General features: G+C 66.1%; 19 protein-coding genes and 2 tRNA genes. 3 read left to right on the top strand and 18 right to left on the bottom strand.

The window, feature by feature from the left end:
* The first annotated feature begins 12 nt into the window (after positions 1 to 12).
* On the top strand, positions 13 to 558 hold the full coding sequence (locus IEX33_RS04635; RefSeq protein ID WP_188727993.1) for a DUF1697 domain-containing protein: 546 nt from the start codon (positions 13 to 15) through the stop codon (positions 556 to 558).
* Here the strand turns inward: IEX33_RS04635 and IEX33_RS04630 are convergent.
* The 8 genes from IEX33_RS04630 to IEX33_RS04595 form a co-directional block, all read right to left on the bottom strand.
* Complete coding sequence (locus IEX33_RS04630) at positions 536 to 2152, bottom strand: GTPase (RefSeq protein ID WP_188727991.1); 1617 nt, start codon at positions 2150 to 2152, stop codon at positions 536 to 538. The genes IEX33_RS04635 and IEX33_RS04630 overlap by 23 nt on opposite strands.
* The gene (locus IEX33_RS04625) at positions 2149 to 3873 is read right to left on the bottom strand and encodes a dynamin family protein (protein WP_229675241.1); all 1725 of its coding nucleotides are present in this window, start codon (positions 3871 to 3873) and stop codon (positions 2149 to 2151) included. The genes IEX33_RS04630 and IEX33_RS04625 overlap by 4 nt, the downstream gene beginning before the upstream one ends.
* A gap of 182 nt (positions 3874 to 4055) precedes the next feature.
* Positions 4056 to 4131, bottom strand: a tRNA-Glu gene (locus tag IEX33_RS04620).
* Between the two features lie 137 nt (positions 4132 to 4268).
* Positions 4269 to 4340: transfer RNA gene (locus tag IEX33_RS04615), tRNA-Gln, on the bottom strand.
* Positions 4341 to 4498: 158 nt separating this feature from the next.
* Positions 4499 to 5236, bottom strand: a complete 738-nt coding sequence (locus IEX33_RS04610) for an HAD family hydrolase (RefSeq protein ID WP_188728233.1) — start codon at positions 5234 to 5236, stop codon at positions 4499 to 4501.
* 13 nt (positions 5237 to 5249) lie between these two features.
* Positions 5250 to 6764, bottom strand: a complete 1515-nt coding sequence (gene gltX / locus IEX33_RS04605; protein WP_188727987.1) for a glutamate--tRNA ligase — start codon at positions 6762 to 6764, stop codon at positions 5250 to 5252.
* A gap of 50 nt (positions 6765 to 6814) precedes the next feature.
* Positions 6815 to 7591, bottom strand: a complete 777-nt coding sequence (locus IEX33_RS04600; RefSeq protein WP_188727985.1) for a fumarylacetoacetate hydrolase family protein — start codon at positions 7589 to 7591, stop codon at positions 6815 to 6817.
* 10 nt (positions 7592 to 7601) lie between these two features.
* Positions 7602 to 8432, bottom strand: a complete 831-nt coding sequence (locus IEX33_RS04595) for an MBL fold metallo-hydrolase (RefSeq protein ID WP_188727983.1) — start codon at positions 8430 to 8432, stop codon at positions 7602 to 7604.
* A gap of 138 nt (positions 8433 to 8570) precedes the next feature.
* On the opposite strand from IEX33_RS04595, the gene IEX33_RS04590 reads away from it, so the two are divergent.
* On the top strand, positions 8571 to 9167 hold the full coding sequence (locus tag IEX33_RS04590) for a hypothetical protein (protein ID WP_229675223.1): 597 nt from the start codon (positions 8571 to 8573) through the stop codon (positions 9165 to 9167).
* Positions 9168 to 9251: 84 nt separating this feature from the next.
* Here the strand turns inward: IEX33_RS04590 and IEX33_RS04585 are convergent, their stop codons facing one another.
* The 10 genes from IEX33_RS04585 to ilvD all read right to left on the bottom strand — a co-directional run bounded on the left by IEX33_RS04585 (position 9252) and on the right by ilvD (position 24362).
* Complete coding sequence (locus tag IEX33_RS04585; protein ID WP_188727980.1) at positions 9252 to 10364, bottom strand: branched-chain amino acid aminotransferase; 1113 nt, start codon at positions 10362 to 10364, stop codon at positions 9252 to 9254.
* A 103-nt stretch (positions 10365 to 10467) separates the two neighbouring features.
* Entirely contained in the window at positions 10468 to 11520 is a 1053-nt protein-coding gene (locus IEX33_RS04580) for a 3-isopropylmalate dehydrogenase (protein WP_188727978.1), read from the bottom strand.
* Positions 11521 to 11694: 174 nt separating this feature from the next.
* A complete protein-coding gene (metG, locus tag IEX33_RS04575) occupies positions 11695 to 13254 on the bottom strand; it encodes a methionine--tRNA ligase (RefSeq protein ID WP_188727976.1) in 1560 nt (519 codons plus the stop codon).
* A 34-nt stretch (positions 13255 to 13288) separates the two neighbouring features.
* Positions 13289 to 14044: an ABC transporter ATP-binding protein gene (locus IEX33_RS04570; protein WP_104184854.1), complete on the bottom strand. Its 756-nt coding sequence runs from the start codon at positions 14042 to 14044 to the stop codon at positions 13289 to 13291.
* Entirely contained in the window at positions 14041 to 16836 is a 2796-nt protein-coding gene (locus IEX33_RS04565) for an ABC transporter permease (protein WP_188727974.1), read from the bottom strand. The genes IEX33_RS04570 and IEX33_RS04565 overlap by 4 nt, the downstream gene beginning before the upstream one ends.
* A 209-nt stretch (positions 16837 to 17045) precedes the next feature.
* Positions 17046 to 18635 (bottom strand): phosphoglycerate dehydrogenase, encoded by a 1590-nt coding sequence (gene serA / locus IEX33_RS04560; RefSeq protein WP_104184856.1) that lies wholly within the window; start codon positions 18633 to 18635, stop codon positions 17046 to 17048.
* 126 nt (positions 18636 to 18761) lie between these two features.
* Positions 18762 to 19787, bottom strand: a complete 1026-nt coding sequence (gene ilvC / locus IEX33_RS04555) for a ketol-acid reductoisomerase (RefSeq protein ID WP_188727972.1) — start codon at positions 19785 to 19787, stop codon at positions 18762 to 18764.
* Positions 19788 to 19877: 90 nt separating this feature from the next.
* Entirely contained in the window at positions 19878 to 20390 is a 513-nt protein-coding gene (gene ilvN / locus IEX33_RS04550) for an acetolactate synthase small subunit (RefSeq protein ID WP_009356538.1), read from the bottom strand.
* Positions 20391 to 20392: 2 nt separating this feature from the next.
* Positions 20393 to 22300: an acetolactate synthase large subunit gene (locus tag IEX33_RS04545; protein ID WP_188727971.1), complete on the bottom strand. Its 1908-nt coding sequence runs from the start codon at positions 22298 to 22300 to the stop codon at positions 20393 to 20395.
* 343 nt (positions 22301 to 22643) lie between these two features.
* Positions 22644 to 24362, bottom strand: a complete 1719-nt coding sequence (ilvD, locus tag IEX33_RS04540; RefSeq protein ID WP_188727969.1) for a dihydroxy-acid dehydratase — start codon at positions 24360 to 24362, stop codon at positions 22644 to 22646.
* A 267-nt stretch (positions 24363 to 24629) separates the two neighbouring features.
* On the opposite strand from ilvD, the gene IEX33_RS04535 reads away from it, so the two are divergent.
* The gene (locus IEX33_RS04535; RefSeq protein WP_188727967.1) at positions 24630 to 25835 is read left to right on the top strand and encodes a sunset domain-containing protein; all 1206 of its coding nucleotides are present in this window, start codon (positions 24630 to 24632) and stop codon (positions 25833 to 25835) included.
* The last annotated feature ends 35 nt before the right edge of the window (positions 25836 to 25870 follow it).

The following is a 25870-nucleotide window of genomic DNA, read 5'->3' as shown; positions in this document are numbered from 1 at the left end:
TAGGATTTCGCCATGGGCAGCTATGCGGTTTTTCTCCGTGGCATTAACGTGGGCGGCATCAACATCAAAATGGCCGCCTTGCGGGACGCCCTCCAGGCTGCCGGATTCCAGGACGCCGGGACACTGCTTGCGAGCGGAAACGTGGTCCTCACCAGCAACCTCGGCGCCGCCGCTGTGAAGCGCACCTGTGAGAAGTGCCTCCGGGATGCCTTTGGCTATGATGCCTGGGTGGTGGTCCTCGAGGCCGGCCGGGTCTCAGAACTCGTGGCGGCGTGCCCCTACCCGGACGACGACAAGGCCACCCATACCTACATCACGCTCTCCTCGGACCACGACGTGCTCGATGAACTCGACGCGGCCGGGGCCGCCCTGGAAGGACACCAGCAGAAGAGGCTGGGGCCGGAGGCGCTGGCCTGGCTGGCACCGGCCGGCGGAACCCTGGACAGCCCCTTCAGCAAGATCTCCGCCAAAGCGAAGTTCAAAGCCGCAACCACGACGCGCAACCTTCGGACCCTGGTCAAGGTCCGGGACGCAGCTAGCCGGCTGCAGCCGTCCTGAGCGCAGCATCGAATGCGGCCTGCCTGCTGACCTCCAGCTCCACCGGTTCCACCACGAGTTCCTGCGCAACAGCAGCCACCGCGGCATTGAGCCTCTTCCGTGCCCTCGCTGCCCGTATGTTGGCCGCAGCAGCGGCTATGAAGCGGCCGGTGATGGCCAGGAAAATACCCAGCACCACACCCCCTGCAATCATCAGGGTGGGAATTGGCCAACCCTCCACCCGGGGCACCTCAGGCACGGGCATCTGGAAATAGCCCAGGGCAGCCAGGACGCCGAGCCAGCCCAGTCCGCCCAGGACGGTGAGCAGCGCCAGCCACTGCACCACGTTGAAAACTCCCCACCACCAGGACTTCCGGTTGGCGGCGAGGTCCGTTCCGGCGATGGCCTGGTCAAGTGCATCGGGCAGCCGCTCCCGCCCCTCCCTGGCGGCTCCCCGGATGGCGGCCCGCCAGGGCCCGGGAGCGCCGGTGCTCGCGGCGTCGGCGAATTCACGCACGGCGGCGTCCGTGCGTGCCCGCTCCGGCGCTCCTGCCGGTGGCAGGGATGTCCGGTTGAGCTCCGATGGCGCCGCGCTGCGCAGGTTGAGCCGCCGCAGCGGATCAGCACGGAACCGGGAGAGCCACCGGGTCACGGGCCAGCCCGTGCGCCTGACGGACTCCAGCCGGTAGGACTGGCCCACCGCGCGGACCACTACGGGAACGTTGGCTGCCACAGCCAGTTCGTCGGCAAGGCGGGTAATGGCCGCAGGCCGTACACCGGCTGCGGTTCCCTCGCCGGACACCGCCCCCAGCTCCGCTGATGCCTTGGTGATATCGGCAGCAAGCCGCTGCGACTGGGCCTTGCGTTTAATGGCAACCCCACGGATGGCAGCCCGGACCTGGTCAACGCCGGCTCCCGTCACCGCCGAAGCCGCAAGCACCTGAACCTTGGCAAGTCCGTCGCGGGCAAGGATGGAGCGCAGGGAATCCAGGACGGGCTGCACATCGCGTTCCGGCAGCAGGTCCACCTGGTTCAGCACCACCAGGGTCACCGCGCCGTGCGAGGCCAGGCGGGACAGGAAGTCGTTGTGCACTGCCGCGTCGGCGTACTTTTGCGGATCAAGGACCCACACCAGGACGTCCACCATTCCCACCATCCGCTGTACCACCTCACGGTTGGATGCCTTGGTGGAGTCGAAGTCCGGCAGGTCCAGCAGGACCAGGCCGGTGTCCTCGTCCGCGAATCCTTCGACAGCAGCGGCGTGGTGGCGGTTGCGGACCTCCAGCCAGTCCAGCAGCGGTTCGCTGCCGTCCGCACCCCATACCCCTGCCAAAGGTTCCGACGTCGTTGGACGGCGCGCTGCCGCCGTCGCAATTTCCGCGCCGCTGACGGCGTTGAAAAGAGAGGATTTTCCGCTGCCCGTGGCACCAAAAAATCCCACCACCGTGTGGTCTGCAGAGAGCGACCGCCGCGAACTTGCGCGCTCCAGGACACTGAAGACTTCCTGCAGGGACTCGTCCGGAAGGACGCCTTCGCCAAGCTCGCGGGCGTCGTTGAGGGCGGAAAGCCGGCGGTCCAGCCGGGTCGCCTCCCGGGCGCCACTGTGGCGGCTCACGCGTTGTCCGCCAGCCGCACCAGGGCGGCGGCGTGCGCAGCCAGGGTGTCGGGAATGCTGCCGTCGTATTCCGGCAGGCGGGAGAGGAACTTGCGCCTCTCTTCCTGCAGCAGCACCAGGCATCGGGTGTGAAGGTCCTCGCGCGCTTTTTCGGCCATGCGCCTGACGGCGTCCTCGCCGAAGACGGCCTCGAGCAGCCGTTGGCCCACGACGGCGGTTCCTCCGGCGACACCCACCTCGAGTCCCGTGAGCCCCGCCGTCATGGAGAAGACGACGATCATCAGCGCGGCGCCGAGTCCGTTGATGCCGAAGGACAGCCAGCGGGCCTGCGTCCGCTTTCCCTGGCCCTCGGTGCGGATCATGTCCATCAGGGCTTCCTGCCAGACCCGGATCTCTGCGGCGGCGCGGTCTTCAAAGCCCGGCGTTGTGCCGGAGAGGTCGTCCGTACCCAGCAGCTGGCGCCCGGCGGGATCGTTCCGCCAGCGCTGGTCCGTGTCCTCGGCGGCATTGGCGGCCTCGTCAACAATGACTGCCTGCAGGCCGGTCTCGATGGCGGCTTCCACCCTGACGGCGGGTGCGGGTTCACCACGGAAGAAGGCACCCACGCGGTCGCGGAACCGTCCCACGTTCTGCTCGAGGGTGCGGAAGAATTCCCCTGTACCCACAAAGTCCTGCCAGCGGGCCAGCACCTCTCCCCTCAGGAGCGCGCCGTCCCTCGTGGCATCCAGGATGCGGTCCGCAGCGTCCCGGTAGGCCCCGACGGCCGCTTCTTCGAGGTTAGTGGCGGCGTGCTGCTGCTCCCGCGCGGCCTGCGCGACGGCGGAGACGCGCCCTGCCATCGCCCGCACAGTCCCGTTCAACGTGCGGCGGGCGATGTCGGACCGGCCGGCGGCGTCGGCGGCCAGGTCCGCCAGCCAGGCCCGCAGCGGCTGGACGGCCCCGGCGGGCAGCATGCCCATCGGATCCAGGGTGGTCTCCGGAATGACGAACAGCTGCGCCGCGGCGAGGCCTTCCCGGTCAAGGAGGCTGCGCAGGTCCTCGCTGACTTCTTCTTCCGCACCCGGAGGAACCCTGTCCAGGACCACCCCCACCATGATGTCCCGCGAAGCGGCGTTGAGGAGCAGCTTCCAAGGCACGGCGTCGGCGTAACGGTTGGCAGTGGTAACGAAGACCCACAGGTCGGCGGCAGCCAGGAGCTGGGCAGCCAGCTTGCGGTTGTCATCCGAGATGGAATCAACATCCGGGGCATCCAGGACGGCAACTCCGGCGGGCACTCCCGGGTCTGCCACGAGGACAAGGGAAGACATGGCGGCTGCATCCGGAACCGCTCCTGCCCGGTTTGCCGGCACGGGGCTGTGGGTAACGGACCCACGGATCCTGCTGAGGCTCGGCAGCACGCGCTGGCCCTCGAACCAGTCCGCCTCCGACGGGTGGTGCAGGAGGATGGGCTGGCGGGTGGTGGGACGGATGGCGCCTGCGCGGGTGACCGGGTGCCCCACGATCCCGTTCACGAGGGTTGACTTGCCCGCACCCGTGGAACCCCCGACGACGGCCAGGAGCGGAGCGTCAAGGCTCCGATACCGCGGAAGGATGTAATCATCGAGCTGGGCCACGGCGCTGGCTGCCTCACGCCGGGCCTGCTCCGAGTCAGTCAGGGCAAGCGGCAGCTCAGTGGCGGCCAGATCCTCGCGCACCTCTTCCAGCAGCGCGACGGCCGCCAGGGCTGCGGCACTGCCCGTGGGCGTGTGCTGCGCGTGGTTCGGGTGGTCCTGCTCGTTCGGGGAGGTCACAGCAACATCATGCCAGTTCGGGCTCCACACGGCCGCAGTTCGGGCGCGCGTTGCCGGTGGGCTCCAGCACACAACAGAAAATGGCCCCGGGCGTGTGCCCGGGACCATTTCGTTGGTGACCCCAGCGGGATTCGAACCCGCGTTACCGCCGTGAGAGGGCGGCGTACTAGGCCGCTATACGATGGGGCCGTGTACTTTACCGTACTTTTGCCAGCGTTTCCGCTGGTCAAGCTCAGTGATTGTTTCACACACTTCGCTTCAGTTTCAAATCGGCGAACCGCCTGAAACCTTCCGTTTTGGGCTCTAAATCAGTGCTCAAACCAGAGCTGGGATACCAGGACTCGAACCTAGAATGACGGTACCAGAAACCGTAGTGTTGCCAATTACACCATATCCCAATGATACTTTCGGGCCGGTTTTCAGGGCGTTTGCCCTGCTCCGTGCGCCTCAGCACGAGAAATTACTTTACCCGAGACTTCGTGCTCACACAAATCGGCCTCCGGTGTGCCGGTCGGGGACGCGGGCCGGGCGTACGCCCGGCCCGCGTCAATCGCCCTCAGCCGACAAGTTCGCCCAGCGACGACACCATGTTGCCCCGGAATTCCTGCACCTGTTCCCCCGCCCTGTTGAGCCAGACACCCAAGAGGCCGGCCGCCGTCGAGCCTTCCGCGTCCAGCAGGCGGTTGTCACCCACATAGAGCGTTTCCGCAGGTCCGATGCCCAGGAGCCGGACACCTTCCAGGTAGATGGACGGATCAGGCTTTGCCACACCCAGCGTGTCCGTGCCCACCAGGCGCCTGACGCGTTCAAGTCCTGCGCCGTCCAGCTTGGCGCGCTGATAGTCGTGGACGTTGTTGCTGACCGCACCGTAGGGGACGCCGGCCTGGTCCAGCAGGTCCAGCAGCGGCATGACATCCGGGAACGGCTTCACGTAGGCGGGCTGCTTTTCCACGTATGCCGTGAGCCACTGGTGGGATTGCTCACCTTCTGCCAGCTCAACCCCGAAGTGGCCCAGGGCAGCGCGGCCGCGCAGCAGCCGCTGCTCGTTGAACGTCAGCTCCCCGGCCAGGTAGCGGTCGTAATAGTGGGTGGTTTCGTGCGTGAAGATGCGCCCGAACCTCTCCCAGCCGGCCTGGTCCATGCCCGGCAGCAGGTGTTCACTGACCTCCCGAAGGGCTGTGGTCATCGAAAACTCGAGGTCCACCAGCGTGTCGTCTATGTCGAACAGGATCCCGCGGACCGCCCCGAAGGGCGTGTCCAGGACACCGGCGCCGGCCCGTCGGGAAGCTGTCATCGCCGTGCGGTCATCAGCCACGGAAGGCCCGGAGCCTGCGAAGGGAGGATTCCCTGCCCAGGATGACCATGGACTCGAACAGCGGCGGGGAAATGCGCCGTCCGGAAACAGCGGTGCGCACGGGTCCGAACGCGAGCCGGGGCTTCAGTCCCAGGTCTTCCACGAGAGCCTGCTTGAGCGCTGCCTGGATTTCTTCGGCGTTCCACTCCTGGACACTGTCCAGGGCCGCAATAGCTGCATCCAGTACCTCGTCGAGGTTTTGCGGAAGGCCTTTCCGGGCGTCGTCGGCAACGTCAATGGCGTCGTCGTCCTTGAACAGGAATCCGAGCATGTCCGGGGCCTCACCCAGAAGCGTGATGCGCTCCTGGATCAACGGCGCGGCTTCGGTCAGGATGTCCTCCTGCCGCGCCGTGAGCTCCTCCCCCACATAGCCCGCAGTGCGCAGGTAGGGCACCAGCCGCTCGCGGAAGTCCCCGGGGGCGAGCATCCGAATGTGGGTGCCGTTGATGGCTTCGGCCTTCTTGATGTCAAAGCGCGCCGGGTTGGCCAGGACGTCGTGGACGTCGAAGTTTTCGATGAGCTGGTCCACGGTGAAGATGTCCTCATCGGCGGAGAGGCTCCAGCCCAGCAGGGACAGGTAGTTCAGGAGGCCCTCGGGAATGAAGCCGCGGTCACGCAACAGGAACAGGTTGGACTGCGGATCGCGCTTGGAGAGCTTCTTGTTGCCTTCACCCATGACGTAGGGCAGGTGGCCAAACTCCGGCATGTAGCTGGCAACACCGAGTTTCATGAGTGCACGGATGAGGACAACCTGGCGTGGCGTAGAGGACAGCAGGTCCTCGCCGCGCAGTACGTGGGTGATGCCCATGAGTGCGTCGTCAACCGGGTTCACCAGTGTGTAGAGGGGGGACCCGTCAGCGCGGACAATGACGTAGTCCGGGATGCTGCCAGCCTTGAACGTGATCTCGCCGCGGACCAGGTCGGTGAAGGTGACGTCCTCATCGGGCATCCGGACCCGCAGCACGGGCTGGCGGCCCTCGGCTTTGAAGGCGGCCACCTGTTCATCGGTCAGCTCACGGTCAAAGTTGTCGTAGCCCAGTTTGGGGTCGCGGCCGGCGGCGCGGTGGCGCGCCTCGACTTCCTCGGGGGACGAGTAGCACTCGTAGGCGTAGCCGCCCTCGATCAGCTTGGCCACGACGTCCTTGTAGAGGTCCAGCCGCTGTGACTGACGGTAGGGCTCGTGGGGGCCGCCCACTTCCACGCCCTCTTCCCAGGTGATGCCAAGCCACTTCAGTGCCTCGAGCAGCTGCAGGTAGCTTTCCTCCGAGTCGCGCGCCGCGTCCGTGTCCTCGATGCGGAACACGAACGTGCCCTTGGTGTGCTTGGCATGGGCCCAGTTGAAGAGGGCCGTCCGGATCAGCCCGACGTGCGGGGTGCCGGTGGGCGACGGGCAGAACCGGACCCGCACGGGAGTGTCGGCAGAAACGAGGGGCAGGGAGGCAGCATTCGACGCGGAAGCAGTAGTCATAGTGGCTCCAACTTTACCGTCTGCCGCCAGGGGTCGGGGCGGCCCGGGCGTCAGCGGCGGACTATGGGGTTGGACAGGCGGCCGATGCCCTCGATCTCCACCTCAAAGCGGTCACCGGCGCTGACCAGGCCCACTCCGGCCGGCGTTCCGGTCATTATGACGTCGCCGGGCAGCAGGGTGAAGGCCTGGGACACGATGGACACCAGTTCGCGGACGCCCCGGATCATCTGGCTGGTGCTGCCGTCCTGCCGCAGTTCCCCGTTGAGCCGGCCCTGGATCTGCAGGTCCTCGGTATCCAGTTCCGTCTCGATCCAGGGGCCAAGCGGCGCCGAGGTGTCAAAGCCCTTGGCCCGGGTCCACTGCAGGTCGGTCTTCTGGACATCCCGGGCGGTGAGGTCGTTGCCGCAGGTGTAGCCGAAGATGACATCATCCACGCGGTCCTCGGGCACGTCCTTGCAGATCCGTCCGATCACCACGCACAGTTCCGCCTCAAAGGACACTTCTTCCGAGAAGTCCGGCAGCACCACGGGATCGTTGGGGCCCACGACGGCGGTGTTCGGCTTCAGGAACAGGAGCGGCTGGGCGGGGACTTCATTGCCCAGTTCATGGGCGTGCTCCACGAAGTTGCGGCCCACGCCGATGACCTTGCTGCGGGGGATGATCGGCGCCAGCAGCCGGACGTCCTCCAGCTTGTGGCGGACGGAGGTGCGCTCCACGCCGTTGAAGAAGGGGTCTCCATGGATGACAGTGATTTCCTCACTGCCGGTGTCACCTTCGACGACGCCGTAAAGGGGATCAGAATCAACGACAAACCTGGCAATACGCATGGCTCCTACCCTACCGTCTCGCCGGGCGTGGCTCCCCGGGCCACTGCTGCCCTGCGTCTCCCCGAAGGTAGTGGAGCTGGGCCGAGACGGACGTTTCGGCAGCGCGCCGCACGGAAGGGTCGACGTCGGCATAGACGACGTCCGCGACGTCACTGGCGGAGGCTTCCCGGCCGAGGCTGGCCAGCGCAGCACGCACCTGTTCGAGCCGGTCCAGGCGGTGCCTGCGATAGGCAAGGGCAACGTCTGCCAGGGACGGAAGGGTTGGTCCGTGGGCTGGGAGGACCGCTGCGGGACCTAGTGCCTCGAGCTTGTCCAGCGAGGCAAGGTAGTCGCCCAGGGTCCCGTCGGGGTAGTCAAGCATGGTGGTGCTGCGGCCGAGGATGGTGTCGCCGGAGAGAACCGAACCATGCAGCCCGTCACCGGGAAGGTGGAAGCAGACCGAATCTGACGTGTGGCCGGGAGTAGCCAGCACCCTCACCTCGAGCCCTGCTGCATGGATCACCTGCCCGTCCTTCAATGCAGCGCCTCCGCCGTGGCAGTGGGCCGCGTCTGCCGCCCGCACCGGGGCACCGGTCAGCTGGTGCAGCCGTGCAGCACCGGCAGTGTGGTCCGCATGGCGGTGGGTCACGAGGACCAGTTCAACGGGCCCCGCCGCGGCGAGTGCCCGCAGGTGGGCCTCGTCCAGCGGTCCGGGATCCACCACCACGGCGCCCGGGCTGCCCGGCGCCCTCAGGACATACGAGTTGGTCCCGTCCAGGCTCATGGGCCCGGGATTGGGCGCCAGGACGTACTGCGCCAGGGCGGAGCTGCGCTGGAGGACGGGACCGGAAGCTGAAGTCACTGTCCCATCCTTGCACTGCCTGCTGAACAAGGTGGGTTTCGGCCGCCGGAATAGAGCCGCCGGAATAGAACAGCCCGGTTTCCGGGTTGAGCACCCATGAAGACCACACGATCTCCCAGGAAGCCGGAATCACACACCATGAGCACCACAATTACGCTTGCAGAGCTCCTCACCGACGCTGATGCCGCCGGCCACGACCATGCTGCCGCAGAGAAGAACAGCGGACTCCAGCACATCCACAATCACGCGACGGGCAGCATCGTGTGGTTTCCCACGTGGAAGAAGTTCCGCGAGACCGCCGATTGGAGCGAGGCAGTGGAGGGCGTGGCCGAGGATTTCCGGTCCGGGGCAGCACCCGTGGACGAATGGGCGGCGAACATCCTGGCTGAAGACCTGGATGTGCTCCTGGCACGTGCTGCCGCTTCAAGCGACGCAAACGTCTTTGTGCAGGAAAACCTCGTGCGCCATCTGACCCGGACCTGGGCCGTAGGCGATGCCGTGGCAAAGGCAAAGGGGCAGGATCTTCCCACGGGCGGCACCACGCCCTCCGTCTTTGCCGCCTATCCCTATGACGTGTATGCCCAGGACGGCGGTGCCTTCGCGACGGCGCTTTGGAACGATGTTATTGACGCCCGGCGTAACCAGGCCATCGCCGAAGAAGCGGCCCGAAAGGCGCTGAAGCCTGTTTCGCGGAAGGCGCTGAAGAACGCTGCCCGAAAGGCCGCACGGCGCTGATCAGCCCGCCGGCGTGCTGCCGGACGAACGGCGCCTGCCGGACCCAAGTCCGGCAGGCGCCGTCGTATGTTCGAAACTGGCAGGCTAGGCCAGGCGGGTAAGCCAGCCGTGGGTGTCCGGTACGGTGCCGGTCTGGATGCCGAGCAGCTGCTCGCGGATGGCCATGGTGGCCTCCCCTGCTTTGGCGTTCTCGGAGCCAATGAATTCGGTGGCGTCCTTGAGGACTCCGATCGGCGTGATCACAGCTGCCGTGCCGCAGGCGAACACCTCGGCGATGTCACCGGAGGCAACGCCGTCGCGCCATTCATCGAGGGTGATCTTGCGCTCGGTGACCTCGCGGCCCATGTCCTTGGCCACCTGGATGACGGACATCCGGGTGATGCCTTCGAGAATGGTGCCGGTCAGCGCCGGGGTGACCAGTGAGCCGTCCTTCATCACAAAGAAGACGTTCATGCCGCCCAGTTCCTCGACCGCGTTGTCGTTGAACTGGTCGAGGAAGAGGACCTGCTTGCAGCCGTTGGCTTCAGCCTCCTGCTGGGCGATCAGGGACGCTGCGTAGTTGCCGCCGCACTTCGCATCGCCGGTTCCGCCACGGCCGGCGCGGGCGTACTCCCGTGAGATCCAGATGGACACAGGCTTGAGTTCGCCGCCGAAGTAGTTGCCGGCCGGTGAGGCGATCACCCGGAAGGAGACCTCCCGTGCGGCGCGGACACCCAGGAAGGCCTCGGTGGCGATCATGAACGGCCGCAGGTACAGCGCCTCACCTTCACCGGCGGGAACCCATTCCTTGTCCATGGCAACCAGTTCACGGATTGCGCCGAGGAAGTATTCGGCCGGCAGTTCGGGAAGGGCGAGCCTGCGGGCGGACTTGTTCAGGCGTGCCGCGTTTGCTTCGGGACGGAAGGTCCAGATGGAGCCGTCCGCGTGGCGGTACGCCTTGAGCCCTTCGAAGATCTCCTGGCCGTAGTGGAAGACGGCAGCCGACGGGTCCAGGACGATTGGCCCGTACGCCTCTATCCGGGCATTGTGCCAGCCGCCGTTGCCGTTCTCGTCCACGCTGTAGTCCACAATGGCGGTGTGGTCGGTGAAGTGGTTGCCGAATCCCGGGTTGGCCAGGATGGCTGCACGCTCTTCAGCAGACTTCGGGTTGGCCGAGGGCTGCTGGCTGAATTCGACGCCATGGGCAGTCTGAGTCATGGTTCCTCCACGATCGGCCGCCCCGGGTTCAGCGCTGAACGGCAAGGCGGCATTTGGTGATTCGAGACAAGCTTACGCCCGATGCCTGCGGCTCCGGCGCGGGTTAGAGTCCGGCCACGATGGCATCGCCCACGGCACTCGTGCTGCGGGCACCGCCGTCGCGCTTTTCGACGTCGGCAACCACTGCCGCTTCGATCTTGCGGGCCGCGGCAGTGTAGCCGAGGTGGTCCAGCAGGAGTGCGGCGGACAGGATCGCAGCGGTGGGGTCTGCCTTGCCCTGGCCGGCGATGTCCGGGGCGGAGCCGTGGACCGGCTCGAACATGGACGGCGCCGTGCGGTCCATGTTGATGTTGCCGGACGCGGCCAGCCCAATGCCGCCCGTCACGGCGGCGGCAAGGTCCGTGAGGATGTCGCCGAAGAGGTTGTCCGTGACGATCACATCGAAACGCGACGGATCCGTGACCATAAAGATGGTGGCGGCGTCCACATGCAGGTAATCGTGCGTGACATCCGGGAACTCGGTGGCCACGGCCTCAACCGTGCGCTTCCACAGATGCCCTGCGAAGACCAGGACGTTGTGCTTGTGGACCAGGGTGACGTGCTTGCGCTCACGGGCGCTTGCGCGGCGGAAGGCGTCGCGCACAACGCGCTCCACACCGTGCGCGGTGTTCAGGGAGACTTCGGTGGCCACCTCGTGGGGGGTGCCCGCACGCAGGGTGCCGCCGTTGCCCACGTAGGGGCCTTCTGTGCCCTCCCGGACCACGATGAAGTCGATGGCGCCCGGGTTGGCCAGGGGGCTGCCGACCGTGCCGTACAGCTTGGACGGGCGCAGGTTGACGTAGTGGTCCAGGCTGAAGCGGAGCTTGAGCAGCATTTCACGTTCGATGATCCCCGACGGGATCCGCGTGTCGCCGGGGGCCGCGCCGACTGCGCCGAACAGGATGGCATCCCGCGTGCGGAGGTCCGCGAGGACTTCGTCCGGCAGGGTCTCCCCCGTGGCCAGCCAGTGCTCAGCGCCGAGCTTGTAGTGCGTCTGCTTGAGCCCGACGCCCTCCGCCGCCACGGCCTTCTCGAGGACCTTGACTGCCTCGGCAATCACTTCGGGGCCGATGCCGTCGCCGGGGATAACTGCAAGATCGATGGAGGATGCGCTCATGGATTCAGGTTAGCCAAGTTATCCATATGCTGGTCAAGCCGTCTCATAATCCGAACACCCCGAGGGACGCTCTCTCACTTCCTGCCGGAAAACAACCAACGCTCTCTCACCGCCTGTCCAGCGGTGAGAGAGCGTTGGGCCACAACCTGCAGGAAGTGAGAGAGCGTGGCCGGGTCAGGCGCCGGCCGGCTCCTCGTACTTGGGGAACACCGGCGACGGTGCGGGCAGCTCGGTCCCGGCCACAATCCGGGTGGGGATCGCTGCGAACTGCCGGGCTTCCCCCTCGGGCTGGCCGAGGGTTGCCAGCAGCGCACCGGTTGCCCGGGGCATGACCGGCTGGGCAAGGATGGCCACGATCCGCAGCACCTCAAGGGTCACGAACAGCACCGTGTTCATGCGTTCGACGTCGGTCTTCCGCAGGACCCACGGCGCCTGCTCCGCGAAGTAAGCGTTGGTGTCCCCCAGGACGCCCCAGATCGCCTCGAGGGCGCGGCTGAACTCCTGCTTCTCAAAAGCTGCCCGGGCTGACGCGAGGAGGGCGTCGGCCTGGGCCAGGATGGCAGTGTCCGCGGCAGTGAAATCCCCCGGGACGGGAACGCGGCCACCGCAGTTCTTGGCCACCATGGACAGCGAACGCTGGGCCAGGTTTCCGAAATTGTTGGCCAGGTCCGAGTTCATCCGCCCCACGATGGCGTCGTGGTTGTAGCTGCCGTCCGCGCCGAAGGGCACTTCCCGGAGGAAGAAGAAGCGCACCTGGTCCAGGCCGTACTGTGCCACGAAGTCCGCTGGGGCAACCACGTTGCCCAGCGACTTGGACATCTTCACGCCGTTGTTGTGCAGGAAGCCGTGGATCATTACCCGCTTGGGCAGCTCCAGGCCCGCGCTCATGAGGAAGGCGGGCCAGTAGATCGCGTGGAAACGGGAGATGTCTTTGCCGATGATGTGGACGTCAGCGGGCCAGAACTTCCGGAACGAGTCCGAGTCGACGTCCGGGTACCCCACGCCGGTGAGGTAGTTGGTCAGGGCATCCACCCACACGTACATGACGTGCTTGTCGTTTCCCGGGACCGGGACGCCCCAGTCGAAGGTGGTGCGGCTGATGGACAGGTCCTCCAGGCCGCGCTTGACGAAACTGATGACTTCATTGAAGCGGTATTGCGGGGCGCCGAATTCCGGGTGGGCCTCATACAGGGCAAGGAGCTTGTCCTGGTAGGCCGAAAGCCGGAAGAAGTAGCTCTCCTCAGCCGTCCACGTCACCTCGGTGTCCGTTTCCTTGGAGTAGCGCACGCCGTCGTCCTTGACCACGGTGTCGTCCTCGCCGTAATAGGCCTCGTCCCGGACGGAGTACCAGCCCTCGTACTTGGACAGGTAGATGTCGCCGTTGGCCTCCATCTTTTTCCAGATGGCCTGCGAGGCGGCGTAGTGGTCCTCGTCGGTGGTGCGGATGAAGCGGTCGTAGGTGATCCCCAGGGCGGCATGGGCCGCCTGGTAGACCTCCGCGTTCCGGTCCACCAGCTCCTTGGGCGTGATGCCTTCCTTTTCGGCCGCCTGGGCGATCTTCATCCCGTGCTCGTCCGTGCCGGTCAGGAACATCACGTCAAAGCCGTCCAGCCGCTTGAAGCGCGCCATCGCATCGGTGGCAATGTACTCGTAGGCGTGGCCGATGTGCGGCACGCCGTTGGGGTAGGTGATGGCCGTGGTGATGTAGAACGGCGTTTTCTCTGAAGCAGTCACGTGGAGGACGTTACCTTCGGTGGGGAGGGACGGGCTAGATGAGTTCGGTCAGGGTATCGCTGAGCCGGACAAGTTCGTGGTCGTGCGAGGCCACCAGCACGGCGATTCCGTCGGACGTGGTGTCCTTCAGGATGCTGATGATGCGGTTGGCGGAGGCCCGGTCAAGGCTCGCTGTGGGCTCATCCACCACCAGGACCCGGGTGCCCAGGATCAACGCCCGTGCAATAGCCACGCGCTGGCGTTCGCCGCCGGACAGCTGGGCGGGACGGTGCCGCATGCGCCGGCCCAGGCCAACAAGGTCCAGCAGGTCCTTGGCCATGTCCCGCCGCTGGTCCACTTCGCCGTCTGGAACGGCCGGGAGGAGCACGTTCTCCAGGGCGCTCATTCCGTCGATCAGGGCGCCGCCCTGGTCAACGTAACCGATCAGCGCACGACGGCGGTCCGCAATTTCGTCGTCGCCCATGCTTTCGAGCGAATCGCCTTCCCAGAAGACGCGGCCCGACGTCGGCAGGGTCAGTCCGGCGCCTACGGTCAGGATGCTGGTCTTGCCGGAACCGCTTCGGCCGGCGACACAGTGCATCTCACCGGCGTGCAGGGTCAGGTCGAAGCCTTCGACCACGCTGACGGCTTCGGCGCCGCCCTTGCCGCCGCCGTAGCGGATGGTGATGTCGCTCAGTTCCAGCGGCGTGGCGTGGTCGGCGGCCTTGACGATGGTGTTGGCCCGGGTCTGCAGGGGGACCTCACCGGAGCCGGACCGGCGGCTCCGCTGGACGTTGGTCGGGTTTGTCATTGGACCACTTTCGTTGCAATCGGTATCCAGCAAAGTACAGCCACGAGGCCGGCCACGCCCGCCCACAGCGCGGCGTAGGGTGCCAGCAACAGGCCAATGCCCAGGGCGCCCAGGACGCCCAGGGGCAGGGCCACGGTACCCACCAGCGCGTTCTCGAACAGCCGGACCTGGCGGAGCATGTCCGGGTTCCAGCCCATGGCCTCGAGGATGCCAAGGTACTGGCGCTTGGCATTGAGTTCAAACCGCCCGGTGACCAGGGTCAGCACAAGCCCTACGGCAACTCCGGCGAGGGCCAGGAGGATGCTCGGCAAAGCAACGCTGGCCGCGGCCAAGCCGCTGAGCGCACTGGCGCCGGCGGCGCGCGGGATGTCGATGAGCAGGGCGGCCAGGCCGCCTGCTGCAGCCCCGAACACACCCACGGCTACGGCCAGGGACAGGGTGTTGAATTTGTTGGTGCTCAGCTGGCGGTTGGCGAAGGTCAGCGGTGAGTCCACCGGAATGAGCCGTTCGTCGTGCTGCGGTTCCTGGTCGATCTCATCACGGTGGCGCAGCTGCTGTGCGGCGAAGAACGCCGCCGCCGCGTACAGCACCAGGACAGCCGCGGACACCAGGGCGGTGGAAAGGCTCCAGCTTGCCAGGCTCAGAACTATCCCGGCCACGGCCAGCAGGACCGCGCCGACGCCGAATTCCTCCAGGACCCAGCGGCGGATCCGGCCCTGGGTCCAGCCCATGGCACGCAGGGTTCCGGCTTCGCTCTTGCGCTTGCGGATGTAGCTCACCGTTGACGCGCCGGTCAGGAGCGCTGCGCCGCAGAGCGTCAGGAAGAGCAGGGTGATGTTCGTGCCGGACAGCGACCCGGTGACGGCCTCCGCGGCATTCTGCCGGACCCAGGACTGCTTGACGGTCCCCAGGGCGGATTCCTTGCCGGCGTCGTCCTTGCTGTAGCCCGGAACGAAGATGCTGGCATCCTCCCGCGCGGAACCGGCCACGATGGTGGCCTCGAGGCCCATCTCGCGGATCTCCCCGGCCAGCTGTTCGACGTCGGGCTGTGCTTCCTTCCAGCTGCCGGGCGCCGTTGCACGGACCCGGACGGCGTCGATGACGCTGGCGTTTTCGGTGTAGCCGCGGGCAGCAGCAAGGCCGTAGTAGTCGGTGATGGCGCCTGCGGACTGGCTGGCGAGCCCGGTGGCACTCAGGGAGGGTTCAAGTTCCGTGGCAGGGACTTCGTTGCCCGCAGCGTCCTTGACCAGCGTGAAGGGGGTGGGGTCGTAGCCGCCCAGCGGCAGCTTGTTGACGTCCCCGGCGGCGGCGGAAACGGCCGAGGGATCGAATGTGCCGTAGACCATGGCGAGCGGGGCTGCTGCCTGCTCCCCTGTTTCCAGGTTTTCCCGGTAGGAGCGCTCATCCACGGGCTCGCGCTGGGTCTGGTCAACGGGCATGCCGTTGGCACTCTTCTCGGGAAGCCGGTTGACGGTGACCCATTCGCCGGGCACTGCCGTCTTTGCCTCGGCACCGTTGGCGGCTGCTTCGCCGTCGGTGTACTTGGGCGCCGCGGCAAAGTCGGTGCTCCAGGTGGCGGGTGTGTAGAGGCCCTGGTTGAAGTTGCCGCTGCTGCCGAGCAGTGAGGAGTGGTCCGTCGAACCCGGCCATGACAGGACGAAGGGGTCCTTCGAAACGAAAGGCAGGTAGTCCTTGTCCAGCGAACGGGAGACGGTGCCGACGTCCTTGACGACCCTGCCGGCGTCGTCAATCTCTTCGATCTTGACGTTGTACTTCAGGTCCAGGGACGTCCCGGACCTGACGATCAGGGGAATGGCCTGGGAATCGTCAGTCAGCTGCCCGTTCCGCTTGGCCTGCTGGTACTGGGTCATCAGCGGCGCCCAGTACTTGAGCTTGACGCCGAGGAAATCCGGTCCTTCCTCCAGCTCGTCCAGGCTAATGCCGTTGGTGAAGAGTCCCTCGAGGTACCGTCCCACCGCGCCGGCATCGCGGGCGTCGCCCGGTGGCGCCTTTTCCAGCGGTGACAGGAAGTCGCCGGCGGAACCCAGGAGGGCGCGTTCGGCAGCCGGATCGACGGCGACCACGGACTCCGTTATTTCGGGGGCCATGGGCAGTGACACGGAAAGGTTGAAGAGGTTGTGTTCGGAGCCCCCTGCCGGGGCGGGAAACTTGATCCCGGTTTCGTCCCCGGGCGCTGCGATGCGGATGCTGCTGCCGCCGGCAGTCTGCTCCTCCACGAGCCTGGCCTTGCCAAGGGTGCCTTCGGCAGTGGATTTGAACAGCGTCTGCTCGGAGACGCCGTCGGAGCTGACTGCGCTGGCCGTCAGGCGGTACTTCCTGATTTCATCGCCCAGGACCGATTCGGCAGCGGGCCACTGGTCCGGGGCGGTTGCCCCGGCGGCCTGGTCCGCGGTTGCGGTGCCGGCCAGCCCGGCGTTGTAGCCGAGGTAGTCCATGGCATCGAGGCGTGGGGATTCAAGGTTCTGGGTCACGCGGGAGACGAGGCTGATCGGGGCCGCCACGGAGGTGCCGGAGAGCTTCCTGATGGTCTCCAGCTGCTCGAAGCTGATGCCGCCGGAGCCATTGGCGATCTCGGGCTGCATGAGCGAGCCGGAGGAAGCCTTGGCCTGGACCAGGACGTCGTAGAGGCCGCGTGAATTTTCATCCACGGTCCTGTTCAGCGCTGCCTGGGACTGGCTTTGGACAAGGACCGACAAGCACATGGCTGCGATCAAGATGGCCGCGGTCAACAGCAGCACTTTGCTTCTGATGAACCTCTGGACGGCATTCATGGAACTCCCTGAAACCTGGATTGCGTGCGCACATACGCGCCCCGCCCATGTGGACATGGACGGGGACGGATGAGCAAAAGATATTGGCCGGCCTGCCGGCCCGGTCCCGAACCAGGACCCAGCCATTGTAAGCAGACCGGCCAATCATACGTGGCCGTGCCGGGACTCGCCGCGGGCGGCCGGCGGTGCGGTGTTTCCCGGGGTGCGGGTTAGTCCTCCAGGTCCACTTCACGCACCATCTCGGCGCCGATGCCGGCCTTGATGGCGTCCAGGACCTGTTGGGGTACGGAGCTGTCGATGGTCAGCAGGGCAAGCACCTGGCCGCCTTCGTCAGAGCGTGCCACCTGCATGCCGGCGATGTTGATGTTGTTCATGCCCAGGATGTGGCCGATGGTTCCGATGACGCCGGGACGGTCCGTGTAGGCCACCACCACGAGGTGCTCGCTGATCGGGATTTCAACCTCGAAGCCGTTGATGCCCACGAGCTTCTGGATCTGCTTGGGTCCGGTCAGGGTGCCGGCCACGGAGATCTGGGTGCCGTCACTCAGGGCGCCACGGAGGGTGAGGACGTTGCGGTACGACTCGGTTTCGGGTGTAGTGATCAGGCGGACGTTGATGCCCCGCTGCTCGGCGATGACCGGAGCGTTGACGTAGGAGACCTGCTCGGTCACGACGTCCGCGAAGATGCCCTTGAGGGCGGCCAGTTCCAGGACCTTGACGTCGAGGGACGAGATCTCGCCGGCCACTTCGACGTCGAACTGGGTCAGGGAGGCGTGCGTCAGGGCGGTGAAGATCCGGCCCAGCTTCTCGATCAGCGGGATGCCGGGACGGACGTCGGGGGCGATGACGCCGCCGGCCACGTTCACGGCGTCGGGCACCAGTTCGCCGGCGAGGGCGAGCCGGACGGATTTGGCGACCGACACGCCGGCCTTTTCCTGCGCTTCATCGGTGGAGGCGCCGAGGTGCGGGGTGACCACCACGTTGTCCAGCTTGAAGAACGGCAGGTCGGTGCTGGGCTCCTTGGAGAAGACGTCCACGCCGGCGCCGGCGATTTCGCCGTCCTGCAGGGCCGTGAAGAGTGCTTCCTCGTCCACCAGTCCGCCGCGGGCGACGTTGACGACGTAAGCGGTGCTCTTCATCTTCTTGAAGGCGTCAGCGCCCAGCATGCCCACGGTTTCCGGCGTCTTGGGCATGTGGATGGTGATGAAGTCCGCCTGTGCCAGGAGCTCGTCCAGGGTCACCAGCTGCACGCCGAGCTGTGCCGCCCGGGCTGAGGTGATGTAGGGATCGTAAGCGAGGATCTTGGTGTCAAAGCCCTTCAGGCGGGCAGCCACAAGCGCGCCGATCCGGCCCAGGCCGATGATGCCGATCTTCTTTTCGAAGAGTTCGATGCCCGTGTACTTGGAGCGCTTCCACTCGCCGTCCTTCAGGGCTGCGCTTGCCTGCGGGATGTGGCGGGCCAGGCTGAGGATGTGGCCAACGGTAAGTTCAGCTGCCGAAACGATGTTCGAGGTGGGCGCGTTGACCACCATGACGCCGGCCTGGGTGGCTGCCTTGATGTCCACGTTGTCCAGGCCTACTCCCGCGCGGGCGATGACCTTGAGGTTCTTCGCAGCGGCGATCGCCTCGGCGTCCACCTGCGTGGCCGAGCGGACCAGGATTGCGTCAACGTCGCCGATGGCGGACAGCAGCTGGGAACGGTCGGCGCCGTCGGTCTGGCGGATCTCGAAGTCCGGGCCCAGGGCCTCGACGGTAGCGGGGGAAAGTTCTTCGGCGAGCAGTACTACGGGTTTTGACACGGCTGATCCTCTGCGTTGCAGTCCGGGGGATAAAACAAGTCTAGGCCGACGGAAAGGCCGGGCTCACATTGTTAAGTGTGAACCCGGCCTCACAGTCTGTCTTTATAACGGCACGTTGAGCCAGGCTTAGCGGGCTGCGGAGCCTTCGACGTAGTCCACGTCCTGCTGCTGCCAGGCGAAGAGGGAGCGCAGTTCGCGGCCGACGGCCTCGATGGGGTGCTGCTCAGCCTTGGCACGCAGTGCCTTGAACTCCACGCCGCCGTTGTCCTGGTCCTCGATGAAGCGCTTGGCGAAGGCACCGGACTGGATGTCGGCCAGGACGGCCTTCATGTTTTCCTTCACCTCGGGGGTGATGACGCGGGGGCCGGAGACGTAGTCGCCGTACTCAGCGGTATCGGAAACGCTCCAGCGCTGCTTGGCGATGCCGCCTTCCCACATGAGGTCAACGATGAGCTTGAGCTCGTGGAGGACCTCGAAGTAGGCGATCTGGGGCTGGTAGCCGGCTTCGGTGAGGGTTTCGAAGCCGTACTGGACCAGCTGGGACACGCCGCCGCACAGGACGGCCTGCTCGCCGAAGAGGTCCGTTTCGGTTTCTTCGGTGAAGGTGGTCTTGATGACGCCGGCGCGGGTGCCGCCGATGGCCTTGGCGTAGGACTTGGCCAGCTCCCACGCGGAACCGGTGGCGTCCTGCTCAACGGCGATGATGTCCGGGATGCCGCGGCCGGCTTCGAATTCGCGGCGCACGGTGTGGCCGGGAGCCTTCGGGGCGACGAGGATGACGTCAACGCCCTCGGGAGCCTCGATGTAGCCGAAGCGGATGTTGAAGCCGTGGGCGAAGGCAAGGGCCTTGCCGGGCTTCAGCTTGTCCTTGATGGAGTCGTTGTAGATCGACCGCTGGTGCTGGTCCGGCGCCAGGATCATGATGACGTCGGCCCATTCGGCGGCGTCGGCAACGTTCTTGACCGTGAAGCCTGCGTCCTCGGCCTTGGCGATCGACGTCGAGCCCTCCTTGAGGGCGATGGCAACCTCGACGCCGGAGTCGCGCAGGTTGAGCGCGTGGGCGTGGCCCTGGGAGCCGTAGCCAACAATGGCCACCTTGCGGCCCTGGATGATCGACAGGTCGGCGTCGTCGTCGTAAAACATTTCAGTCACTTGCGTAACTCCTCTTGAGTGGGTTGTAGATAGGTGTCTTGTGGTGCGGTTGCGGGCGTTGCCTGCTGCCGGGCAGGGCCCGGCAGCTTCCTAGGCGGAACGCAACGCCCTGTCACTCATGGAGCGGGATCCCCGTCCAACGGCCAGGGTGCCGGACTGCACGATTTCGCGGATGCCGAAGGGCTCCAGCACTGAGAGCAGCGCTGCAAGCTTCTCCGGAGTACCGGTTGCCTCGATCACCAACGAGTCTGTGGACACGTCGACGACGGCGGCACGGAACAGGTCTGCAGCCTGGGTCACCTGCAGACGTGTCGCGGCATCCGCACGTACCTTGACCAGGATGTGGTCTCGCTGTACGGAAGATTCAGAAGTCAGCTCAACGATCTTGATGACGTTGATCAGTTTGTTGAGCTGCTTGGTGACCTGCTCGATCAGGTCGCCGTCGGCGTCGACGACGACGGTCATCCGGGAGATCCCCGGAACCTCGGTGGGTCCAACAGCCAGAGAGTTGATGTTGAAGGCACGGCGGGCGAAGAGGCTCGCGACGCGGGTCAGGACGCCGGGCTTGTCTTCGACCAGGACAGAGAGTGTGTGGCGGCTCATGGTCAGTCCTCTTCTTCCCATTCCGGGGTCATGTTGCGGGCAACCTGGATCTGGTCGTTGCTCACGCCGGCGGGCACCATCGGCCACACCATGGAGTTTGGGCTCACCACGAAGTCGATGACCACAGGCCGGTCGTTGATTTCGAGTGCCTTTTGGATGGTGGCGTCGATATCCTCGTCGCGTTCACAGCGGAACGCGGCGCAGCCGTAGGCCTCCCCCAGCTTGACGAAGTCCGGGATACGGACGGTGTCGTGGCCGGTGTTGAGGTCCGTGTTGGAGTACCGGCCCTCGTAGAAGAGGGTCTGCCACTGCCGGACCATGCCCAGGGAGGAATTATTGATCACCGCCACCTTGATGGGGATCTTGTTGATGGCGCAGGTGGCCAGTTCCTGGTTGGTCATCTGGAAGCAGCCGTCGCCGTCGATGGCCCAGACCACGCGGTCCGGCTCGCCGACCTTGGCGCCCATGGCCGCCGGAACCGCATAGCCCATGGTCCCGGCACCACCGGAGTTCAGCCAGGCGTGCGGACGCTCGTACTTGATGAACTGCGCTGCCCACATCTGGTGCTGGCCCACGCCGGCAACGTAGACGCCTTCGGGTCCGGTCAGGGCACCGATGCGCTCGATGACCCGTTGCGGTGCGCTGAGCCCGTCATCGGGTTCGGTCCAGCCCAGCGGGTAGGTCTCCTTGAGGTTGTTCAGGAAAGCCCACCAGGTGGTGAGGTCCGGGGTTCCGGATGCCTCGAACTGGGTGCGCACAGCTTCGGTGAGCTCAGGGATGATCTCCTTGACGGACCCGACGATGGGCACGTCCGCGGTGCGGTTCTTGGAGATCTCGGCGGGGTCGATGTCCGCGTGGATAACCTTCGCCATGGGCGCGAAGGTCTTGAGGACGCCGGTTACGCGGTCGTCGAAACGGGCACCGAGGGTGATGAGCAGGTCGGACTGCTGCAAAGCAGTCACGGCAGAGACGGTGCCATGCATGCCGGGCATTCCCATGTGCTGGGGGTGTGAGTCCGGGAAGGCGCCCTTGGCCATCAGCGTGGTGACAACCGGGGCTCCTGTGGCCTCGGCGAGTGCCAGCAGTTCCGCCGCGGCGTGCGCCTTGATGACGCCGCCGCCAACGTACAGCACAGGCTTGCTGGCCGCTGCGATCAGCTTGGCGGCCTCGCGCACCTGCTTGTTGTGCCCGCGGGTGACCGGGCGGTAGCCGGGCAGGTCGATCTTCGGCGGCCAGGAGAAGGTCATCTGGCCGACCTGGGCGTCCTTGGCCACGTCCACGAGGACAGGACCGGGGCGGCCGGTGGACGCCAGGTGGAACGCCTCAGCCATGACATGCGGGATGTCGTTGGGGTCCGTCACCAGGAAGGAGTGCTTGGTGATGGGCATGGTGATGCCCACGATGTCAGCTTCCTGGAACGCATCGGTTCCAATCACGCCACTGGACACCTGGCCGGTGATGGCCACCAGCGGAACGGAGTCCATGTGGGCGTCCATGATGGCGGTGACGAGGTTGGTGGCGCCCGGGCCCGAGGTGGCAATACATACGCCAACCCGCCCGGTCACCATGGCGTAGCCTTGCGCGGCGTGGCCGGCTCCCTGTTCGTGACGGACCAGCACGTGATTCATGCTCGAGGCCATCAAGGGGTCATAGGTGGGCAGGATCGCGCCACCGGGCAAACCGAAAATATCGTCGACGCCGAGTTCTTCGAGCGAGCGGACAATAGCTTGCGAGCCGGTCATCACCGTTGGGGGTACAACGTTGTTCGGCCCAAGGACAGGAGAGGCGGCAGCAAGGTCGGCGACGACGACGGCCTGGTCGGCCGTCCGGTCGGCGCGTTCCGGAGCCTTGGTGGCTCCAGCGGACTTAGTAGCCATCAGCGAGGGGCTGATCGGCGATCCTTTGCTCATCGGACTCTTCCTTGTGGATCATCTGTGGTTCGTGGAAACTGCAGGAAATAAAAAAACCCCTCAGCCTGGCGGCTCTTCGAGGGGTTGCGCGTGACGGTTCGTTACCCGGGGCTAATGTGCCACGCGCTTGGTAAGGACGACGACGATGCCGGTAACGAAAGTCATGCGTTCAGTTTTCCCTCTGGGCAAGATGCGTGTCAACGAGCTGACCCGCGATCTCACCATGTGGACCCCATTGTCCACTCTATGGCCGCCCCCCAACTAGGTAGCAGCAAGTGTCGTTTTGAGCGTCCAAAACGACACTTAGTGCTACCTAGTTGGGTTTGACGCCAATATACGGGTGCTACCCGCAGTATGCGCCCGTGCTGGCGCTGTGCACCAGCTTGGCATACTTGGCCAGCACGCCCTTGGTGTAGCGTGCCGGCAGGGGCTCCCAGCCCACCTTGCGGGCTTCGAGCTCCGCCTCGTCCACCAGCAGGTCGAAGCTGCGGGCGGCGATGTCCACGCGGATCCTGTCGCCGTCCTTCACGAAGGCGATGGGGCCGCCGTCGACCGCTTCCGGGGCCACGTGGCCGATGCACAGGCCGGTGGTGCCGCCGGAGAACCGGCCGTCGGTGAGCAGCAGGACGTCCTTGCCCAGGCCGGCACCCTTGATGGCGCCGGTGATGGCCAGCATCTCGCGCATGCCGGGGCCGCCCTTGGGGCCTTCGTAGCGGATCACCACGACGTCGCCGGCCTTGATCCGGCCGTTGTCCAGTGCGTCCAGGGCGCCCTGTTCGCGCTCGAACACCCGGGCGGTACCTTCAAAGACATCGGCGTCGAAGCCTGCGCTCTTCACGACGGCACCCTCGGGGGCCATGGTGCCGTGCAGGATGGTGATGCCGCCGGTCTTGTGGATGGGGTTGTCCAGCGCGCGGAGGATCTTGCCGTCCACGTCCGGCGGGTTGATGGCCTCGAGGTTCTCGGCCACGGTCTTGCCGGTGACGGTGAGGCAGTCGCCGTGCAGCAGGCCGGCGTCGAGCAGTGCCTTCATGATCACGGGCACGCCGCCGATCTTGTCCACGTCGGTCATGACGTAGCGGCCGAAGGGCTTGAGGTCGCCCAGGTGCGGGATCTTGTCGCCGATGCGGTTGAAGTCATCCAGCGTCAGCTCAACTTCGGCCTCGCGGGCGATGGCCAGCAGGTGCAGCACGGCGTTCGTGGAACCACCGAACGCCATGGTGACGGCGATGGCGTTCTCGAAGGCCTTCTTGGTCATGATGTCGCGGGCGGTGATGCCTTCGCGCAGCAGGTTGACGACGGCTTCGCCGGACTTGCGGGCGAACTCGTCGCGGCGGCGGTCTGCCGAGGGCGGGGCGGCGGAGCCGGGCAGGGACATGCCGAGTGCCTCGCCGATGCAGGCCATGGTGTTGGCCGTGTACATGCCGCCGCAGGCTCCTTCGCCCGGGCAGATGGCCTTTTCGATGCGCGTCAGGTCTTCCATGCTCATCTTGCCGGCGGCGCACGCGCCCACGGCTTCGAAGGCATCGATGAGGGTGACTTCCTTCTCGGAACCGTCCTCAAGCTTGACCCAGCCAGGCATGATGGAGCCGGCGTAGAGGAACACGCTGGACAGGTCCAGGCGGGCTGCTGCCATGAGCATTCCGGGAAGCGACTTGTCACAGCCGGCCAGCAGCACGGATCCGTCGATCCGCTCAGCCTGCATCACGGTCTCCACGGAGTCGGCAATGACTTCGCGGGAAACCAGGGAGAAGTGCATGCCTTCATGGCCCATGGAGATGCCGTCGGACACGGAGATGGTGCCAAACTGCATGGGGAAACCGCCGCCCGCGTGAACGCCTTCCTTGGCGCCCTGCGCGAGCCGGTTCAGGGAGAGGTTGCAGGGAGTGATCTCGTTCCACGAACTCGCGACACCGACCTGGGGTTTTGCGAAGTCGTCGTCCCCCATGCCGACCGCCCGGAACATGCCACGTGCGGGAGCCGCGTGGATTCCGTCGGTTACAACCCGGCTCCGGGGTTTGATGTCAGGCTTGTTCTCGGTTGCGATGTGGGTGTCACTCATAGGGGAAAGTCTATGGCTCCACCGAACGGCGCAACGACAGATCCGGGATGTTTGAGTGCAAAAAACAGAAAATTTCATTCAGATTATGGACACTCATCTCAGATAATGAGATGGACAGGGACTTCCCTCCCCCGCCTGTGGTGCGGCTCACGGATGTTGGCCGCCTGGACCGGCGGCGGCCAACTTCCCCGTCAATCTGGACAGTTCTGACGGCCGGACGTAGCGTCGGGGAAAGTACACCTTGCCATCCGGACTGAAGGGCTTGCCATGGATTTTGTTTTCTGGATCATTTTGCTTGTTGTCATCGTGGGGGTCGTGTGGTGGCTGCTCAAGCGCAGCAGATCATCCACTGCGCCGGAGGCATCCGCCCCGGAGAGGACCCGTGCGGACGGAGCGCTTTCCGGCGGCAGTGCGGCGGCGTCCGCTGAAGCTGCCGGAACCACCGGCATCGCCGGCGCTGCAGGCTTTGGCAGCCCCGCCGAGCCCGCGGCTCCCACCACGGCCGACGATCGTGCCGGGGCAGCGGCACCGGCCCGCGAGGCAGAGACGGCACAGCCCACCGGCACGGAGGCGCGGGAAGGTTCCGGTGCTTCCTCCGCAGCCGCTGCTCCGGCAGCAACCGGCGCGGCTGGGGTCTCCGGATCCACCGCCGCCCCGGCTACGTCCGGGCAGGACGGACGCCGCCAGGACGACGACGAGTGGGAGACCCAGTGGTCGGAGGCTTCGGGCTCCTCCGCCGTTTCCCCGGGCGCGGCATCCAGGGGTGGCGCCTCCGCGGGGGGCGCTCCCACCCATGCAACCCAGGTGAATCCGGCTGGCGAAAGCGGCGTGCCCGCTGCAACGGGGCACCAGGCGGAACCAGCGGCAGCGCCGGATTCGGAATCCCACGGCGCCCCGGTCCACCACCCCGAGTACACCGGGCCCCACGCTCCCACGCTGCCGGGCGCGGAAACTGCCGCTGTGGAGGACGTTGACGACGCCGGGGCTGCAGCGCCTGCTCCGGCGCCTGCAGGTGCCGCCGGGCCACAGCCGGCCACCGGGATCAGCGCCAGCGCTGCGACACACGGGGGCGCCGGCGTAGCGCCCCGGCACGGCCAGGAGGACAGCGCAGCGGCATCCGCGGAAGCCGCCGTTGTTCCCGAGACCGCCGCCACAGCTGAGACCGCGGACCGCACCCAGTCTTCCGCGCTGGTGGAAACCGCAGCGGACCGCGACCAGCAGCCCCAGGCCGTTCCAACGCCCGAACCGGCGGGACACCTGGCAGCCGATGAGCCCTACGGCGCCGGCTCGGCAGCCGCCGGAACAGACGGCAGCGGCCCGGACGGGTACACCGTGAAGGGTGATGCCGGAGCCATGGTCTACTACGAGGAGGGACACCCCGACTATGAACAGGCCCGGGCCGACGTCTGGTTCGAATCGGAGGCGCATGCCGAGGCTGCGGGCTTCCGGGCACCACGGCGGCGGCGCCTCTAGCAACGGACCAGCCGGCTCCGGCCAGCCCCCTCCCT

Source organism: Pseudarthrobacter scleromae (genome assembly GCF_014644515.1).
In the GTDB taxonomy this organism is placed as follows: Bacteria; Actinomycetota; Actinomycetes; order Actinomycetales; family Micrococcaceae; genus Arthrobacter; species Arthrobacter scleromae.
The sequence above is the reverse complement of the archived record's forward strand: the minus strand, read 5'-3'. Positions and strand labels throughout refer to the sequence as shown.

Coding starts and splice junctions, on each gene's coding strand:
- IEX33_RS04610 (WP_188728233.1), bottom strand. CDS start 5,236: ATGACAGCTTCCCGACGGGCCGGCGCCGGTGTCCTGGACACGCCCTTC.
- IEX33_RS04545 (WP_188727971.1), bottom strand. CDS start 22,300: ATGAGCAAAGGATCGCCGATCAGCCCCTCGCTGATGGCTACTAAGTCC.
- IEX33_RS04590 (WP_229675223.1), top strand. CDS start 8,571: ATGAGCACCACAATTACGCTTGCAGAGCTCCTCACCGACGCTGATGCC.
- IEX33_RS04570 (WP_104184854.1), bottom strand. CDS start 14,044: ATGACAAACCCGACCAACGTCCAGCGGAGCCGCCGGTCCGGCTCCGGT.
- gltX (WP_188727987.1), bottom strand. CDS start 6,764: ATGACTACTGCTTCCGCGTCGAATGCTGCCTCCCTGCCCCTCGTTTCT.
- IEX33_RS04580 (WP_188727978.1), bottom strand. CDS start 11,520: ATGAGCGCATCCTCCATCGATCTTGCAGTTATCCCCGGCGACGGCATC.
- ilvN (WP_009356538.1), bottom strand. CDS start 20,390: ATGAGCCGCCACACACTCTCTGTCCTGGTCGAAGACAAGCCCGGCGTC.
- IEX33_RS04635 (WP_188727993.1), top strand. CDS start 13: ATGGGCAGCTATGCGGTTTTTCTCCGTGGCATTAACGTGGGCGGCATC.
- IEX33_RS04585 (WP_188727980.1), bottom strand. CDS start 10,364: ATGACTCAGACTGCCCATGGCGTCGAATTCAGCCAGCAGCCCTCGGCC.
- IEX33_RS04535 (WP_188727967.1), top strand. CDS start 24,630: ATGGATTTTGTTTTCTGGATCATTTTGCTTGTTGTCATCGTGGGGGTC.
- ilvD (WP_188727969.1), bottom strand. CDS start 24,362: ATGAGTGACACCCACATCGCAACCGAGAACAAGCCTGACATCAAACCC.
- IEX33_RS04565 (WP_188727974.1), bottom strand. CDS start 16,836: ATGAATGCCGTCCAGAGGTTCATCAGAAGCAAAGTGCTGCTGTTGACC.
- IEX33_RS04600 (WP_188727985.1), bottom strand. CDS start 7,591: ATGCGTATTGCCAGGTTTGTCGTTGATTCTGATCCCCTTTACGGCGTC.